14 protein-coding genes are annotated in these 16,836 nt (G+C 58.4%); 4 read left to right on the top strand and 10 right to left on the bottom strand.

The genetic code is table 11. The features are described from left to right. The first annotated feature begins 40 nt into the window (after positions 1-40). Complete coding sequence (locus ACQRAJ_RS07590; protein ID WP_427728804.1) at positions 41-1,024, top strand: DNA/RNA non-specific endonuclease; 984 nt, start codon at positions 41-43, stop codon at positions 1,022-1,024. Between the two features lie 127 nt (positions 1,025-1,151). On the opposite strand, the gene ACQRAJ_RS07585 is transcribed toward ACQRAJ_RS07590, so the two are convergent. The 4 genes from ACQRAJ_RS07585 to ACQRAJ_RS07570 form a co-directional block, all read right to left on the bottom strand. Then, positions 1,152-3,227 (bottom strand): elongation factor G, encoded by a 2,076-nt coding sequence (locus tag ACQRAJ_RS07585; protein ID WP_154517778.1) that lies wholly within the window; start codon positions 3,225-3,227, stop codon positions 1,152-1,154. A gap of 297 nt (positions 3,228-3,524) precedes the next feature. Beyond that, positions 3,525-4,289, bottom strand: a complete 765-nt coding sequence (locus ACQRAJ_RS07580; RefSeq protein WP_427719752.1) for an amino acid ABC transporter ATP-binding protein — start codon at positions 4,287-4,289, stop codon at positions 3,525-3,527. A 38-nt stretch (positions 4,290-4,327) separates the two neighbouring features. After that, positions 4,328-4,981, bottom strand: coding sequence for an amino acid ABC transporter permease (locus ACQRAJ_RS07575; protein ID WP_427748232.1), 654 nt, complete (start codon positions 4,979-4,981; stop codon positions 4,328-4,330). 138 nt (positions 4,982-5,119) lie between these two features. Beyond that, positions 5,120-5,980 (bottom strand): transporter substrate-binding domain-containing protein, encoded by an 861-nt coding sequence (locus ACQRAJ_RS07570; protein ID WP_427719754.1) that lies wholly within the window; start codon positions 5,978-5,980, stop codon positions 5,120-5,122. Positions 5,981-6,329: 349 nt separating this feature from the next. Between ACQRAJ_RS07570 and rlmD the strand changes: the two genes are divergently transcribed. Further along, positions 6,330-7,778 carry a 23S rRNA (uracil(1939)-C(5))-methyltransferase RlmD gene (gene rlmD, locus ACQRAJ_RS07565; protein ID WP_427748231.1) on the top strand — a complete coding sequence of 483 codons (1,449 nt, stop codon included), beginning with the start codon at positions 6,330-6,332 and terminating at the stop codon, positions 7,776-7,778. A gap of 63 nt (positions 7,779-7,841) precedes the next feature. Here rlmD and ACQRAJ_RS07560 read toward each other — a convergent pair whose 3' ends face one another. The 5 genes from ACQRAJ_RS07560 to tilS form a co-directional block, all read right to left on the bottom strand. Continuing rightward, positions 7,842-8,663 carry a phosphatase gene (locus ACQRAJ_RS07560; RefSeq protein ID WP_154517764.1) on the bottom strand — a complete coding sequence of 274 codons (822 nt, stop codon included), beginning with the start codon at positions 8,661-8,663 and terminating at the stop codon, positions 7,842-7,844. A gap of 165 nt (positions 8,664-8,828) precedes the next feature. Then, a complete protein-coding gene (locus ACQRAJ_RS07555) occupies positions 8,829-10,013 on the bottom strand; it encodes a pyridoxal phosphate-dependent aminotransferase (protein ID WP_427748229.1) in 1,185 nt (394 codons plus the stop codon). A 189-nt stretch (positions 10,014-10,202) separates the two neighbouring features. After that, positions 10,203-12,350 carry an ATP-dependent zinc metalloprotease FtsH gene (gene ftsH / locus ACQRAJ_RS07550; protein WP_427748228.1) on the bottom strand — a complete coding sequence of 716 codons (2,148 nt, stop codon included), beginning with the start codon at positions 12,348-12,350 and terminating at the stop codon, positions 10,203-10,205. A gap of 1 nt (position 12,351) precedes the next feature. Beyond that, positions 12,352-12,900: a hypoxanthine phosphoribosyltransferase gene (hpt, locus tag ACQRAJ_RS07545; RefSeq protein ID WP_154517754.1), complete on the bottom strand. Its 549-nt coding sequence runs from the start codon at positions 12,898-12,900 to the stop codon at positions 12,352-12,354. Between the two features lie 148 nt (positions 12,901-13,048). After that, a complete protein-coding gene (gene tilS / locus ACQRAJ_RS07540; RefSeq protein ID WP_427748226.1) occupies positions 13,049-14,587 on the bottom strand; it encodes a tRNA lysidine(34) synthetase TilS in 1,539 nt (512 codons plus the stop codon). 48 nt (positions 14,588-14,635) lie between these two features. On the opposite strand from tilS, the gene ACQRAJ_RS07535 reads away from it, so the two are divergent. Then, positions 14,636-15,445 carry an MBL fold metallo-hydrolase gene (locus ACQRAJ_RS07535; RefSeq protein WP_427728791.1) on the top strand — a complete coding sequence of 270 codons (810 nt, stop codon included), beginning with the start codon at positions 14,636-14,638 and terminating at the stop codon, positions 15,443-15,445. A 122-nt stretch (positions 15,446-15,567) separates the two neighbouring features. Here ACQRAJ_RS07535 and ACQRAJ_RS07530 read toward each other — a convergent pair whose 3' ends face one another. Continuing rightward, positions 15,568-15,999, bottom strand: a complete 432-nt coding sequence (locus tag ACQRAJ_RS07530) for an Hsp20 family protein (protein WP_427728790.1) — start codon at positions 15,997-15,999, stop codon at positions 15,568-15,570. Between the two features lie 274 nt (positions 16,000-16,273). On the opposite strand from ACQRAJ_RS07530, the gene ACQRAJ_RS07525 reads away from it, so the two are divergent. Beyond that, complete coding sequence (locus tag ACQRAJ_RS07525) at positions 16,274-16,744, top strand: hypothetical protein (RefSeq protein ID WP_154517745.1); 471 nt, start codon at positions 16,274-16,276, stop codon at positions 16,742-16,744. Positions 16,745-16,836: the final 92 nt, after the last annotated feature.

Raw genomic sequence — 16,836 nt, 5'->3', positions numbered from 1 at the left:
CTAGACTGGTAGACTCCCAACCGTCCGTCCAGGAGTCACCATGTCGCGCAAGTCCGCCTACAAGCAAGCACTTTCTATCGGCACCGCTGTGGTGCTGGGGTTTGCGCTGTTTACGGGATCGCTCGACGGGGCGCCCAGACTGCTCTCGCCGCAAAGTGATGAACAGGCGGCGGCTCTGGCCGAGAAGCAAGACGAGAGTCCCAGCCGCACCGACGACGAGGCAGACCTGGTTGCCCGACTCGAATCGGGAACGGCAAACTCCACAGACTCCCAAAACAGCCCGAACTCTAGCGACAAGCCACATTCCGCCGCACCCGACACCGGTGATGACGTTTCCGCGGACAGCGCCGCCACCCCCATCGACGAGGTCGAAAACCCCAATCTCGACCGCGCCCGCGGCGTATACCTCAGCAGCATTCCCGACTACGCGGGCAACCCCTATGTTGCCCTGCGAGCCGACAGCACGCACCCGTTGGGCACACCATCATTCACGCTCGATGAATACGAGCGCGCTACAGAAGAAGGTTGCTTTAAGAAGTTCTCCAAGCTCGACAGCCTGGGCCGCACCCGCAAAGCGCTCGCTTGCGTGGGCCCCGAATCGCTCGGTCAAGGCGAGCGCGGCGATATCTCGCGTATCCATCCCGCCGGATGGCGCCAGCAGCGCTACGACTTTATTCCGGGCCAGAGCCTCTACAACCGCTGTCACCTCATCGCCTGGTCGCTCTGCGGCGAAAACGCCAACCGCAAGAATCTCCTCACCGGCACGCGTTATCTCAACGAAACGGGCATGCTGCCATTTGAGGAGCAGATTCTCGGCTACATCCGCGAGACGGGCAACCATGTGCTCTACCGTGTCACGCCCATGTACAACGAAGAGGAACTCGTCTGCCGTGGCGTGCGTCTTGAGGCACAATCGGTCGAGGACCACGGCAAGGCCCTCTGCTTCCACGTATATTGCTACAACCTGCAGCCGCATGTGCAGATCGACTACGCTACCGGCCGCAATCAGGCCTCGGGAGACTAGGGCCGGCCAAGCTGCCCCAAAACCTAAATGGACCGTTTTCCTCCATCCCCCAGGGATCAAAAAGGGCCGCCTGGATTGCCCAGAGCGGCCCTTGCATCGGCATGTATGTTACAGACAACGCCCAACGCTACTTGGCACGGCCCTCCTCATAGCGCTCGACCAGCTTGGCCTGAACGTCATAAGGCACCTGCTCATAGCCCGCAGGCTTCATGGTAAAGTCGCCCGTGCCGCGCGTGATGGAGCGCAGACGCGTCGAGTAATCCGTCAGCTCGGCGAGAGGCGCCTGAGCGATGACCACGGTGTCTCCGCGCTCATCGGTCTCCATACCCGTCACGCGACCGCGCGATGCCGAGATGTCGCCCATCACGGCGCCGGCGTAGCTCTCGGGAATAGTCACCGTGATTTCCTCGATGGGCTCCAGCACCACCGGGTCGGCGTCGGCGCATGCCTTGCGCAGGCCGATGCGAGCCGCCGCGCGGAACGCCATCTCGTTGGAGTCGACGCTGTGATACGAGCCATCGTACACAGCCACGCGAATGCCCGTAAGCGGGTAGCCGGCAATGATGCCGTCCTTCATGGTCTCCTGAACGCCCTTGTCCACGGCGGGAATGAGCGAGCGCGGAATGCGGCCGCCTACGACCTCGTCCACAAACTCATAGCCGTCGCTCGTACCGTCGGGCCCAATGAGCGGCTCTACGCGCAGCCAGCAGTCACCATACTGGCCGGCGCCGCCGGTCTGCTTCTTGTGGCGGCCCTGGGCAGTTGCCGTGCGGCGAATGGTCTCGCGATATGGGATGCGAATCGGCACGCTCTTGGCCGCGACCTTGGTACGGTCCTCAAGACGATTGAGCAGGACCGAAACCTGCGCCTCGCCCACCGCCGAAATGATGGTCTGGCCGGTCTCCTCGTCGCGGTCGATGCTCATGGTCGGATCGGCCTTGCATGCCTTCTCGATAAACGTGTAGAGCTTCTCTTCGTCGCCGCGATTCTCGGCCTCGATGGCGATGCGGTACTGCGAGTTGGGGAACTTAAACGCCGCAGCCTCGACCTTGCCGGTAATCGAGAGCGTATCGCCCGTCTCGGCCGCCAGCTTGGGTGCCACGATGATATCGCCGGCATAGGCGTGACCGACCTCGGTCATGTCGCGGCCGCACATCACATACAGGTGAGCCAGACGATCGCTCTTGCGGGTGCGCGCGTTGATCAGCTCAAGGCCCGGCTCAAGCGTACCCGTCAGCACCTTGATGAAGCTGATGCGACCCTGCTGAGGATCGGCCAGGGTCTTAAACACAAACGCCACCGGGCGGTCATCATCGCTCGAAATCTTGAGCGAATCACCGTCGATGAGCGGCATCTCACCGTAGTCCGTCGGCGCCGGGAAGTACGTGGCGATGTCGTCCATCAGCGAGTTGACGCCCTGCTCCTTGATGCAATCGCCCGCAAAGACCGGCACAAAGATGCGCTCGGCGATCGCCTTCGACAGCAGGCCTTCAAGCTCCTCCTGCGTCAGCGTCTCCTCGCCTTCCAAGTACTTCATCATCAGTTCGTCGTCAGCCTCGGACACCAGCTCGCACAGATGGTCATGGGCCTCCTCGGCCTGGGCACGATACTCCTCGGGAATCTCCGACTCAACGGCTTCGGCGCCGTTGCAATGGCGCGCCTTCATGCGCACCAGGTCGATGATGCCGTCAAAGTCCTCGCCCTCGCCCCAGGGAAGGGTCACGGCGCCCAGGCGCGTGCCAAAGCGCTCCTGCAGCAGGTCCATCGTGGTCGCAAAGCTGGCCTCGGAGCGCGACAGGCGGTTTACGAACACCGCACGCGCCAGACGCAGGTCCTCGGCGGCATACCAGAGCTTAACCGTCGTAGGCTGCGGGCCGGCCTCGGCGTCGACCACAAACAGAGCCGTCTCGCAGACGCTCATCGCGGCAAAGGCGTCGCCGATAAAATCGGGGTAGCACGGGGCATCGAGCACATTGATGCGCGCACCCTTCCAGTCGATCGGCGCAATGGTCGTCGAGATGGAAAACGCACGCTTGACCTCTTCGGGGTCATAGTCGAGCGTGGGCTTGGTGCCGTCGTGGCCGCCCAGGCGGGCGGTCTTGCCGGAAAGGTGGAGCATGGCCTCGGCGAGTGAAGTCTTGCCCACCCCACCTTGGCCTACGAGCACCACGTTCCTTACGTTACCGGTCTTGGGAGCACCCATGATGACCTCCTTGCAGGGCCGCGCGCAATGCGCGACGCCAACGGGGAGAGTTCGCGGTCGATGCCGTCCCGGGAGCAGCATGGTCGGCAGCCGATCCGGCTCACCCTCCAAATGTCCTATGCCACCACCCTACCCTCGCGGGCGACTGCCCATGCACACCTTTCGGCGCACGTATGAATACGGGCGGCGAGAGGAGGGGGCAAACGCCTGAGGCGGTTATTAAGCCCCATCGGCGCAAATAAAAACCGCCGCAGGCCATAAGACCTGCAGCGGCTTCGCCTCAATGTCTACTTGAGCCTAGCCCTCGATACGGCTCAGGAACTCGCGCGTGCGCCGTTCGCGCGGATGGCCGATAACCTGCTCGGCAGGACCCTCCTCGACAATGCGACCGCCGTCCATAAAGACCACGCGATCGGCAACATCGCGCGCAAACTGCATCGCATGGGTCACGATCACCATCGTCATATTCTGCGCGGCAAGGTCTTTAATGACGCGCAGCACCTCGGCCGTTAACTCGGGATCGAGTGCCGAGGTCGGCTCATCGAAGAACAAGATCTCTGGATCGAGCGCCAAGGCGCGCGCAATACTCACACGTTGCTGCTGACCGCCCGAAAGCTCGCATGGCACCTTGTTCTCGTTGCCCGTAAGCCCCATCTGCGCGATCAACTCACGCGCACGTGCTTCGACCTGCTCGCGTGGGCGCTTGAGCACGCGGATCGGAGCGTCGGTAATGTTTTTCATCACGGTATAGTGCGGGAACAAATTGTAGTTCTGAAACACCAGGCCAAAACGCGAGCGCGCCTGCTTGGGCACATCGCCTTTCGCATACACCGTGCCCGATCCCGCATCCGTCGCAACGGCTAGATCACCAAACGAAAGCGAGCCGCCGTCAAGCGTCTCGAGCAGCGTTGCGCAGCGCAACAGCGTTGACTTACCGCCGCCCGAAGGTCCGATAATCGCCACGACCTCGCCGCGCTTTACCTCGAGCGAGATATCCTTGAGCACCTCATTGCCACCAAACGCCTTGCGCGCGCTCGTTATATTCATTACCGTTCCGGACACGGGAACCTCCATGTGTTTGAAAAGCACGACGGAACAGGCTAGTCGTGGTAGTAGTCAAGTCGCTTTTCGGCGGCGCCCAGCAGCATCTCGACCACAAAGTTAAAGACCCAGTAGATCAGTGCCGCAATCGCAAACGGCACCATGCTCACTTGCGAGGCAACCAGTGCCTTGGCCGTCGAGAACATCTCCCCCACGCCGATGGCAAACGCCAGCGACGTGTCCTTGACCAGTGTGATGATCTCGTTGCCCATCGCCGGCAAAATGCGCTTAGCGACCTGCGGCATCACAATGTACAAAAACGTCTGCAGGTGTGAGTAACCCAGCACCTCGGCGGCCTCATATTGACCACGCGGGATAGACTGCAAACCCGAGCGATAGATCTCGGCAAAGTAGCCGGCATAGTTGATGATGAATGCCACGACGCACGCTGTCCACTTGGAATCGGGCGTGAGCGAAATACCAAAGACATAATACGGAGCAAAGTAGATGGCAAACATCTGCAGCATGAGCGGCGTACCGCGCATGACCGAAATGTAGATGCGCGCAATCCAACGCAGCGGCGCGATTCTGCTCATACGCATAAACGCCACGGGAATTCCCAAGGGAATCGAGCCCAACAGCGTGAGCACAAACAACTGCAAACTGACCAAGAAACCCTGGCCAAGCATCTGCATCATGACCTGAATAGACAACCCAAGCTCTCTTTCACAGCAACAGAACAGCAGGTGTTAATTGAAATAGGCACAGTGCCCAAGATTGCGAGCGACAAGCCCGACGAAGCGTACTTTGGTACGCGAGGAGGGTTGGAGCCGCAAGGTTGGGTGCTGTGGCTATTTCAAAACCCAGTTGTCGAAGGATAGACCGTAGCTCGCATACTTGTCGCACAGGTCCTTGACTGTACCGTCCTCATAGAGCGCCTTGAGCGACTCGGTCACGGCGTCGGCCGACTTGGTGTCGCCCTTTTTAAAGCCAACGGCGTAGTGCTCGCTGGACAGCGGCTTGTCAAGTTGCGTATAGGCATCGGGCTTGGCGGCAAGCTGATACTGGGCGATCGAAAGGTCGCAAGCCACCGCATCGACCGCGCCGCTCTCGAGCTGCATAAAAGCCGTGTTGTACTCGCCGATGGTATCGAGCGTGGCAAACGTCGCCGCCAGATCCTTCTGGTCACCTTCTAGCACATCCTGTGCGGCAGAATCGGTCTGGGTAATCACGGTCTTGCCGGCAAGGTCGTCCCAACTCTTGATGCCCGCATCCTTCTTGACCACCAGCACCTGCTCATTGAGCATGTACGGCTCGGAGAACGTGTAGTCGTCCTCGCGGCCCTCCATGGTAAAGCCGTTCCAGATGCAGTTGATGGCGCCCGAGTTGAGCAGCGTATCCTTGGCGTCCCAGTCGATGGCCTCGTACTTGACCTCCCAGCCCTGCTTATCGGCAACTGCCTTGGCCAAATCGAGATCAAAGCCGGTGTACTCGCCATCGTCGCCCACAAAGCCATACGGAGGATAGGACTTGTCAAAGCCCACCACGAGCTTCTTAGACTCCACAACGCCCTTGGCGTCCTTTGCCGCGGCAGAGCCGGCAGTGGAACCCTTGTCGGCACCACCGCCGCAGCCGACAAGACCAAGGCCAAGCACCGTGGCGAGCGAGCCGGCTAGACCAACAAACTGACGACGAGACATATCGGTATTCATGGTATTCCCCCTTGATGGCACTTTAGCTAAGTAAAGTGAGTCATGTAACGTTCAGAATCATACACTTTACCTTGATAGAGTACAAGGGAGAAGTTGCCCGGCGCGGGCGGGGAGCGGCGCGTAATTAAGTTTCCTGCTCTACAGTCCTGCGCAAGACGGAAAGCACATTAAGTGCTTTCCTTTGCGTGCGGAACTCGCGATAAACTTAATTACGCGCCGCTCCCCGCCCGCGCCGGGCAAACGTCGTTGGACTTATCACTAACGTGAAGTGGACGCTTGTATATCGTCTGCTAGCTTGGCACGGTACAATGCTTTCAGATTTCAATTTATAAATTAGTGGGGTTACTTCATGGCAGAATCTCGTGCGGAGCGTAAGGCTCGTCGTGCTTTGATCGAGGCGGCTGAGGGGTCGGAGGAGAAAAAATCTTCCAAGAAATCCAAGTCGTCTCAGGATGCGAAGGGCAGGCAAGCCAATGGCAAGGCTAAGGCCAAGCGCCCCAGCTTTTGTCGGGGCGAGGATAAGGCGCCTCAAGCTCGTTCCAAGCGCTCGCATAATGAGTCGTCCCGGTCCGCTCATAAGGCCGTTGATCCCAAGTCGCCCTGTTCCATCATGAAAGCTTGCGGTGGATGCACGGCGCTCAACAGGCCTTATAAGAAGCAGCTGGCGGCCAAGCAGGCTGCCATGGAAGAACTTTTTGCTGCTCTTTGCGAGCGTGAGGGCATAGCCGTCGACCCCATTCGCGGTATGGACGTTACCCTGGGCGACCCGGGCAAATATCCTGCGCCGCGTGGTTTTCGCCATAAGGCCGCCACTCCCTTTGCCCCCGGCAAAGGCGGCGCTGTCCGCTGCGGCTTTTTTGAGCGCGGCACGCACAGAATCGTCGCTGTTCCCGAATGCCCCGTCGAGGCACCGGGAGCCCGTCAGATTCTTAACGGCATTGCGCGTGAGGCCGAGCGCCTGCACATTCCCGCCTTTAACGAGGACAAGCATCTGGGCCTGCTTCGCTATGCCGTCGTTCGCTGCGGCTGGCGCACCGACCAGATCATGATCACCCTCGTTACCGCCCAGCGCGACCTGCCGCATGCGCAGGAATTCTTTGAGGCCATCGCCGCACTCGATCCGCGTATCGTCACCGTCGCCCAAAACATCAACGGACGCCCTGGCAACGCCATCCTGGGTGAGGAAACCCACATCGTGTATGGCGCTGAATGCATGCGCGACCAGCTACTCGGCTGCGAGTTTGATATCTCCCCCACCGCGTTCTACCAGACCAACCCGCAGCAGACCGAGCTGCTCTACCAGCTCGCTATCGACGGTATGGATCTGCACCAGGGCGATGTTCTCATGGATGCCTACTGCGGCAGCGGCACCATCGGTCTTTGCGCAGCTAAAGAAGCTCAGAACAAGGGCATCGGTATCATGTTACTTGGCGTGGAGCGCAACCCGGCGGGCATTGCCGACGCACGCCGCAACGCCGAGCTCAACGGTCTTACCCGCAGCGCCTGGTTTATGGCCGACGATGCCACCGACTACATCCTAGATGCCGCCGACAACAACGAGCGCGTCACCGTCCTTTCCATCGATCCGCCGCGTGCCGGCTCTACCCCCGAGTTCCTCGAAGCCGCCTGCGCGCTTAGACCTCGCCGCATCACCTATATCAGCTGCAACCCTGTGACCCAAGAGCGTGACCTGCACCAGCTCCTCGACGGTGGCTATCGCCTGCTCAAGATCACGCCCGTCGACATGTTCCCCCATACCGACCACACCGAAACTGTAGCGGTCCTCGAGCGCCGCTAATCCACCGGTACAAGAAGGGGGCGACCCGTCTGGGCCGCCCCCTTACTTGGTTTATGAACTCCGCTACATCCTCTTGCGCAGGTCACACACGCCGGCTGCCGCCATCTCGCGCAGTAGCGTCTCGCGGTCGCGTGTCACGATCAAATCCAGCGGAAAGTGAATCTCGTCGAGCATCTTGCGCGCTTGGTCGAGCTTACCAATTGCCATACCAATGTGCGCATCGGTCGAGACGCCAATTCCCACGCCCAGCTCGGCGCACCGCTCGGCAATCTTGCGGCACACGTCCCAATGCTCGGCATCCGCGCCATGCTCAAGACTGTGATTGTTGATCTCGATGATCTTGTGCTTAGCCTTAGCAGCAAGCAACACCTCGTCGATATCGAACGGCACGCCCGATCGACCCGTATGCCCCAGCATAAACACCTTGGGGTGCTCCAGAGCATTGATATACATCTCGGTCGTCTGGGCCAGCGTCGCGCCTTCAGCGAACTGCGGATTATGCACGCTTGCAACCAAATAATCCAAATTACGCGTAACCCGATCGAACAGCGAATGCTGACGGCTGTACGAATCGCCGGCAATATCGAGCGTGACAGGAGTGTCCTCGCCAAACAGGCTTCCGTCCAGCGAAACGATATCGGCCTCGGCGCCACGCAGCACCAACACGCCGCTCCAAATGCGCGGCCATATATCCTGGTTGATAAAGAACTGGTAACTGCGCAGGTCATTGGGGCAAGCCGTAACCATAGAGCTCAGATGGTCGGCAGATCCAAGAACCTGCAGGCCACGCTCTGCCGCCCAGTACACATTCTCCTCAATGGTCGAATATGCATGCGCAGAGAACATCGTATGGGTATGAATGTCACAGGAAAGCAGGTAGGGCATCAGGTCTCCTTATCTGGTATGGCCGTCGCGTATATTCATTGTACGCATAGCCTTCGATAGTCGTAAAACCGCTCCATCCCAAAGACACAACGTCCATGACAACGGGGTCCGGTTTAACACCAAACCCCGTTTCACGTAAAACATTGTAGGCAGAGCGCTCTGCTTTTAACGATACTCGTCCGCCAACTGTTTCCAAGCGGGTAGCGAATTGATAATCGTTTCGTAACTCACGCAATAACCCAAGCGGAACCAACCCGGCATGCCAAAGCTATCCGAAGGCACCGCGAGCAACTCGTACTTCTTTGCACGCTCGCAAAAAGCGTTTGCGTCGGGCTCGAGCGCCTTCACCCACAGATAGAAAGCGCCGTCCGGCTCAACGTAGGTGTAGCCGTACTCCGCCAATGCGTCGGTGAGCGCCGTTCGGTTGCGAGCATAGGCTTCGACATCACTCGGCTCATCGATGCAGTCGATAATCACGCGCTGGAAGAGCGCCGGTGCGCACACAAAACCCAGTGTACGGGCGGCACCGGCGACGGCCGGCATAAGGCGAGCAGCCTGCGGATTGGTGTTGGGAACCAAGATCCAGCCCACACGCTCACCCGGCAGCGACAGCGACTTGGAATACGAATAGCACACGACGGTGTTCTCGTAGATTGAGGGTACCCAGGGTACCTCGGCACCGTACACGATCTCGCGGTACGGCTCATCCGAGATGAGCATAATCGGATTCTCGGGATCACGCTTGGCATTGACCTCGCGCAGAATATTGGCCAGTCGCGTCAGCGTGTCACGCGTATATACGGCACCGGTCGGGTTGTTGGGCGAGTCGATAATGACGGCCGCCGTCTTATCAGTAATCGCCTTGAGCACGTTGCCCACACTCAGCTGGAACGTGTCTTCATCGGCGGGTGCCTCGACACACGTACAGCCGGCCTTCTCAATCCACACGCGATACTCCGGAAAGTACGGGGCGATAACAATGACCTCGTCACCGGGATTGGTAACAGCGTTGAGCGTGCAGGTGAGCGAAGCCGCCGCACCCACGGTCATAAAGACATCTTTACCCTCATAGCTCGTGCCAAAACGACGGTTGAGCGACTCGGCCACAGCGACACGACATTGCGGCAGGCCTGGTGCGGGCGTGTATCCGTGCAGTTGGTCGCTCGGCAGCTCCAAGGCCTTTTTGATGGACTCCGCCACGGCAGCGGGCGCCGGAACACTCGGGTTGCCCAGCGAAAAATCGAATACGTTCTCCGCACCGATCTGTGCCTTGCGTTCAAGTCCATAGCTAAAGATCTCGCGGATGATAGAGCTTTCCGCGCCGCGAGCAAACATGGTTTCGTTGATCATCTGTTCCCCTTTCGCATAGGCGGTATTGTACGCTTTAGTCAAGCAAAGTACCGCAGCAATGTTAATTGGGGACAGACTTAAATGCGTGAAAACGCTCATTTAAGTCTGTCCCCAATCAACAGATGGCCCCATATCGCTCAAAAGAAAAAGCCTCCGCAGGTTTCCCCGCGGAGGCTCTCGCGACAAAGACTACTCGTCGGCCTCGGTGTCGCCATCGGCCTTTTTTGTGTCAGCAGCCTCGACATCGTCAGCGCTATCGGATGCGACTTCGGCATCTTCCTGCATGGCCGCCTGCGCAAAAGCTGCGGCATCAGCTGCCAGCTCCTCCTCGCTCATACGAGGCATGCGCTTTTTGGTCGGCACGCCGCCCGCCTTGGCGTTGCGCTCCTCCTTGGCTGCCAGAATGTCGCCCTCGCGCTCAAGGTAGGCATCCCAGTCGTTGTCAAGCAGGGCGTTCACGGCGTCGCCTTCGACGGTCTCGCGCTCAAGCAGCACCTTCGCCATCAGATCGAGCTGATCGCGACGGGCATCCAAAATCTCAACAGCACGGCGATGGGCCTCACGCATGATGCGCTGAACCTCGATATCGATGCGGCGCGCCGTCTCCTCGGAGTAATCCTGGTGATCGGCATAATCGCGACCAAGGAACACCTGATGCTGCGCCTCGCCAAACACTTGCGTGCCCAGCTCCTCGCTCATGCCAAAACGCGTAACCATCTCGCGCGCCATCTTGGTCGCGCGCTCCAGATCGTTGCTCGCGCCCGATGTAATGTCATCGCACATGAGCTCCTCGGCAACGCGACCGCCCAAGAACACGGCAAGCTCGTCGAGCATCTCGTTCTTGGTCTTGAGGAAGTGATCCTCCTGCGGAAGCTGCAGCGTATAGCCCAGAGCCTGACCGCGGCTGACAATCGAAATCTTGTGAACCGGATCGGAGTGCTCCAGGATGTGACCCACCAGAGCATGACCGCTCTCGTGGTAGGCAATCGTGGTGCGCTCGGCTTCGGTCATCACGCGCCCCTTGCGCTGCGGTCCTGCAATCACGCGCTCCATCGATTCTTCGACCTCGTCCATCGAGATCACGGAGCGATGACGGCGAGCGGCAAGCAGCGCGGACTCGTTGAGCAGGTTTGCCAGGTCGGCACCGGTAAAGCCAACGGTCATCTGGGCGAGCTTCTCAAACTTAACGTCCTCATCCATTGGCTTGTTCTCGGCATGCACGCGCAAGATCTGCTCGCGCCCCTTCACATCCGGGCGGTCGACCGTAACCTGGCGGTCAAAACGACCGGGGCGCAGCAATGCCGGATCCAGAATATCGGGGCGGTTGGTCGCGGCGATCAGGATGACCGATTCGCTTTCCTCAAAACCGTCCATTTCGACCAGCAGCTGGTTGAGCGTCTGCTCGCGCTCGTCGTGACCGCCGCCCAGACCGGCTCCGCGCTGACGTCCCACGGCATCGATCTCGTCAATGAAGATGATCGACGGAGCCTGAGACTTGGCCTCCTTAAAGAGGTCGCGCACGCGGCTGGCGCCGACGCCCACGAACATCTCGACAAAGTCAGAGCCCGAGATGCTAAAGAACGGGACACCGGCCTCTCCGGCAACGGCCTTGGCCAGTAACGTCTTACCGGTACCCGGAGGGCCCACCAGCAAAACGCCGCGCGGGATCTTGGCACCCAGCTTGCGATAACGGTCCGGATCGCTCAAGAAATCGCGAATCTCTTCGAGCTCCTCAACAGCCTCGTCCACGCCGGCAACGTCTTCGAACTTGACCTTGGGACGCGTAGCCTCGTTGGTCTTGGCGTTGGTCTTGCCAAACTGCATGTTCCTATTATTGGCGCCCATCATCTGGCGCATAAAGTAGAACATGATGGCGATCAGGGCAATCGTCGGCAGTACGCTCATCGCCAAGTCGCCCCAAAAATCGGGGTCGTTGGTGTTGACGATGTACTTAGTGTCGGGATGCTCCGCCATGAGCTCGGCAAGCGAATCGGAGCCGACATAGGTCGAGGAAAAGCTCTTGAGCTCACTCGTGTCGCCCTTGTCCTTTTTCGCCTTCCAGTAATGACCCGTCACACTTCCGTCCTGAACCGTATAGGTCAGATCTTCGACGCGATCCTGCTTGATGGCGCTCACCATCTCGCTCGTCGCGAGCTTAACGGTATTGCTGGAGCTGGCAAAGCCGGAACCCATATTAAAGAAGGCATAGCCCAGAAGTGCGCAAGCCAAAAGAAAATACAGCCAGCCCGTACGTGTGGGTTTCTTGCCTCCGGGCATCCCCGGAATCTTAGGGTCCCGGGGTGTCTGGGAATTGTAGTCGTTACGGTCGTCGGGCATCTTACGAATAAACCTCCGGTTTCAAAATGCCCAGATACGGAAGGTTGCGATAGCGCTCGGCATAGTCGAGGCCGTAGCCCACCACAAAGGCATCGGGGCAATGGGTTCCAACATACTTGGGCGTAATGGCCGAGATGCGGTCCTCAACGTCCTTCCACAGGAAGGCGGCGACCTCCAGAGAAGCGGGCTTGCGGCTCTCAAGGTTCTTCATCAGATACTTGAGCGTCAGGCCCGAGTCCAGAATGTCTTCAACGATCAGCACGTCACGACCGCGGATATCGATATCAAGGTCTTTGATGATACGCACGATGCCCGAGGACTTCACACCGTCGCCATAGCTCGAAACGGCCATGAAATCGATATTGGTCGGCAGCTCGATCTTGCGCATCAGGTCGCCCATAAAGACCACAGCGCCGCGCAAGACCGCAATCAGCACCAGATCCTTACCCGCGTAGTCGCGCGTAATCTCCTCGCCCAGGCGAGAGACGATACCGTCGATATCCTCCTGCGTAAACAGAACCTTCTCGATATCCGGATGTTGAGAAGCCATGACAACCCTTTCTTGTGCTTAATCGCCCACACACCGCCGTATGGACGCGAACTACACATTCTAGCAGCGCACGGGGTATATTTTCCAGCCCGTGCACCATCAGCGCGGGAATACCGTCAACGCCGCACAGAAAAACTGGTGCGAGGGGCTAATCCGCGTCAACCACGCGAAGCAGATAGGCCACACGCGTCGCCGCCGTGCACTTAAAGCGTTCGTCCGCGCGAACTCCGGCGACCCACACCACGACACCCCCCGGTGCCGTCCTTACCATGGGCACGCCGGTGCGCTCGGAAACGGGAATACGGGCCTCGCACAACAAGTCGGATACCTTCTTGCTTCGGCCACTCATGCCTAACGGGCACATCACGTCTCCCGGTGCGGGACCGTCCACCCACAGGCGCGCCAATCGCCCCTCGGCAGGAACCTCGCCGCGCGAGCCCGCCAAGATCCGCTCGCTATCGCTGTTGGCAAAACCCAGGGCAGCCGCGTCCACCAAAGCTGCCACTTCCCCAGCAGCCGCAAGCTCACGGGCGCGGCGCACGATATCGCATCCCGGCTCAACGGCTATCGCTTCTGTGACCAGCATACGTCCCCCGCCCAACGACATACGGCCGGGTATGGTAATCCAGTCCGCAACCAAGCCCTCACGAGCCGCCGGTGCCTTAAACGCCAGCATGCCAAACTCAACACGTGCGTCAATCCCCGCCGGAAGCGTAACCGAACCCGCACCCTCGGCAACACAGGAGAGGACTCGCTCCACATGGCGCATCTCTGGGCGAGCGTCCGGATCGATGCGTTTAATCGCCAGTCGCACGATGCGCCGCGCGATTACCACCTCGGCCGCAGCAAGGCGTCTGGCATCAAGCACCAGCGCGCCCGCTGCCTCTTTGCGCAGGCAGCTTCGAAACGCCTGTGCCGACAACTGGGATAGAAACGCATCCTCATCACCCAAGATCTCACAGGCGGCACCAATCGTCTTGCACACGCTCGCATTACGCTGCGCCAGCACTGGCATTACCCGGTGGCGAACGTAGTTTCGCAGATACGAGATATCTTCGTTGGTCTCGTCCTCGCGCCACGGCTGACCATGCACCTGCAGATAGCCCACAAGCTCGCCATGAGTTAGGTCGAGCAAGGGGCGTACCACAATATTCCTTCGGCGGGGAATGCTCGAGAGCCCAGCAGGGCCCGACCCCTTAATGGCGTTCATCAAAAATGTTTCCGCGCGGTCTGAAGAGGTATGGGCAGTACAGATGCGCGCCGCCGTTCTCGGCGCCCCCATCTTGGCACAAAGCTCGCGAACATACCTTCGCGCCGCGGCATAACGCACCTCGCGCGCAGCCGCCTCGATATTGCCCGACTCCCCATCAAAATAGGCGTGCTCCACGCACAGCGGCAAGCCATATTGTGCGCAGAGCTCGCGCACAAAGGCCTCGTCGCCGTCGGACGCCTTGCCTCGCAGGTGATGGTTTACATGAAGCACATGTAGGCGCTCGCGAGCAATGGGGGCAACGCCGCGTCCATCTTGGATATCCAGCTTTGATGTGCACGCCATAAGAAGCAGTGCCGTCGAGTCCGCACCGCCTGATACCATGAGCACCACAGGAGCAGCCTGCCGCCTCGTCCGGGTCTCATCGACTGCCCCGGGTACGGCATGGTGTCCGTAATGCTGTGATACCGTTGGCATTCGCTTCCTCCTCTATTCGTCAGCACTCATTGTATCCTTTGGAATCTTATGTCTCGCCTGCACCTTCATATCCTCGGCAGCGGCTCTAAAGGCAACTGCGCACTCATCGAGGGCCCGCAGGGGCTCATCATGGTCGATGACGGACTGTCCCGCCGCGAAACACTCAAACGCATGGCTGAGCTCGGCCTTTCGGCAGACGACGTGTCCGCCCTTGTTGTCACCCATGAGCACAGCGACCACATTAAGGGGCTTGAGGTGTGGTGCAAACATTGGAACGGACCGGTCTTTTCCAGCAGGGGCACGCTCGCATCAAAGGAAAGCCTTGCACATCTGTCTGTTGAGGAATTCGACCCAGGTGACGCCCTCTCTATTGCCGGGGTCCACATTCAAACGTATTCGACATCGCACGACGTTGTCAATCCTGTCGGCTACCGTTTTGATGCCCAGGGTGATTCGGTTGGCTTTGCCACCGACACCGGCGAGTTGTCGAAGCATGCCATCGATACGCTCAGGGACTGTCGCGTTCTCGCGCTCGAAAGCAACCACGATGTTGCCATGCTGCGTCAAGGAGACTATCCTCGCTTTCTTCAGGAACGCATCCTGTCTGCAAAAGGGCATCTCTCCAACGATCAGGCCGCCGATGCCGCACGCGCGCTGGTAACCGATCGCACCGAGCAGCTTATCGCGATGCACATTAGCCAAGACAACAATCGCCCAAGCCTTACCGTCAAAAGCTACGCAAGCTCACTTGGGGCAACACTCGACAACGAGCTTGGTAGCACCGCCACCCGCGTTGAGGGGCCACATAAACTCACAATACGTCCCGCCGGGCAATATCGGCCCATGACCATTCAGTAGGCCGTCTCAAATATTCAGTAGGCCGTCTCAAATATTCAGTAGGCTGTCTCAAATAGAAAAGGGGGCCGGGAATCGCTTCCCAGCCCCCTTAGCTCAGGCACCGATGTTAATGGCCGATAACGTTAATCGATGAAAATCTTCGTAACATTCTTCTTCTCGACAATCTTAGGAACCGTAACAGTAAGGATGCCGTCAGCATACTTTGCAGAAAGGCCCTCGCTCGAAGCATCCTTCAGGTACACACCGCGCGTCGCGCTGTAAGAGCAAAACTCCTTCTGCAGGTAGTTCTTGTCCTTGTTCTCTTCGCTCTCCTCAACATTCACGCTAATGGAAAGACGACCCTCATTGAGCTCAACGTCGATGTCGTCCTTCGCGACGCCAGTCAAATAGGCCTTAACCTCGTAACCGTCGCCCTTGTCCTCAACATCAACGGGAAACGCCTTGGAGGCGATCGAGTTGTTTGCCAGATCGGTCATATCATCAAACAGATCGAACAACGAGCTAGCAGAGGGACGAACACCAAAAACCGAACGATAAGGAACCATGCTTGCCATGACTACCACTCCTTTAAGGGACTGCCGAGCCATCTTCTAGGTGGCAGGGGCTTCTTTTGACGCTTTAATATATGCCCATCCATTTCTTATATATACATTTTGATATAAAGTTTTTTGAGTCTCTATCTATAAGCATATCTAAGTCTGTATGACTAAGGTTTAATGAGGTCAAGGTTCTTTGAACCGTGCCTTAAATACCAAATGTGCCCTAGCTAAACAAAGCTGGGGCTTACAATGAGCGTATACACAATATTAATGACAACCTAAGGGCATCATGGACGATCAAGCCTCCGACAATTCGTATGATCAGATGCAGAACGATAAATCAACCTATCCGCAGACCATACGCTACCATCGTCCCCATATTTCCCAAGAGCCTATTGACGATACAGAGCCTGAATATGTAACTCGCAATCGTTATCAAACCCTTGAAGAATCTCAATCAGGTCGCAAACATATGGGCGTCGCACCGAGCGAATCGGCGTATCTCAAAGATGCCCCCTTATCCAAAAACAGCGCATGCAACCAGGAGCAGGCCCAAACACCCGCTAAGCAACAACGAAGAGAGCCTCGCCCTAAGCAGACCCTAACGCATTCTGCCCGCTATTTAGAGACGCCGAAGCAAGGAAAATCGATATTTATATCGTCTAGCAGACGACGCAAACAGCACCGGCTCCAAATCGCGCTCTTGATCATTGCCATCGCGGCAATCGCGCTGGTCATTCGTTTTATTTTCTTCAAATAGAAAAGACAATTAAGCCGTAGGGGCTTTAAGTTTACAACGCCCAAACGAAAAAGGGGGAGGCCGCGAGGCCTCCCCCTTCTCAGTCCAAGCGT

This window comes from Collinsella sp. SGI.184 (genome assembly GCF_050313415.1).
GTDB lineage: Bacteria > Actinomycetota > Coriobacteriia > Coriobacteriales > Coriobacteriaceae > Collinsella.
This window is presented reverse-complemented; position numbering and strand designations above follow the sequence as displayed.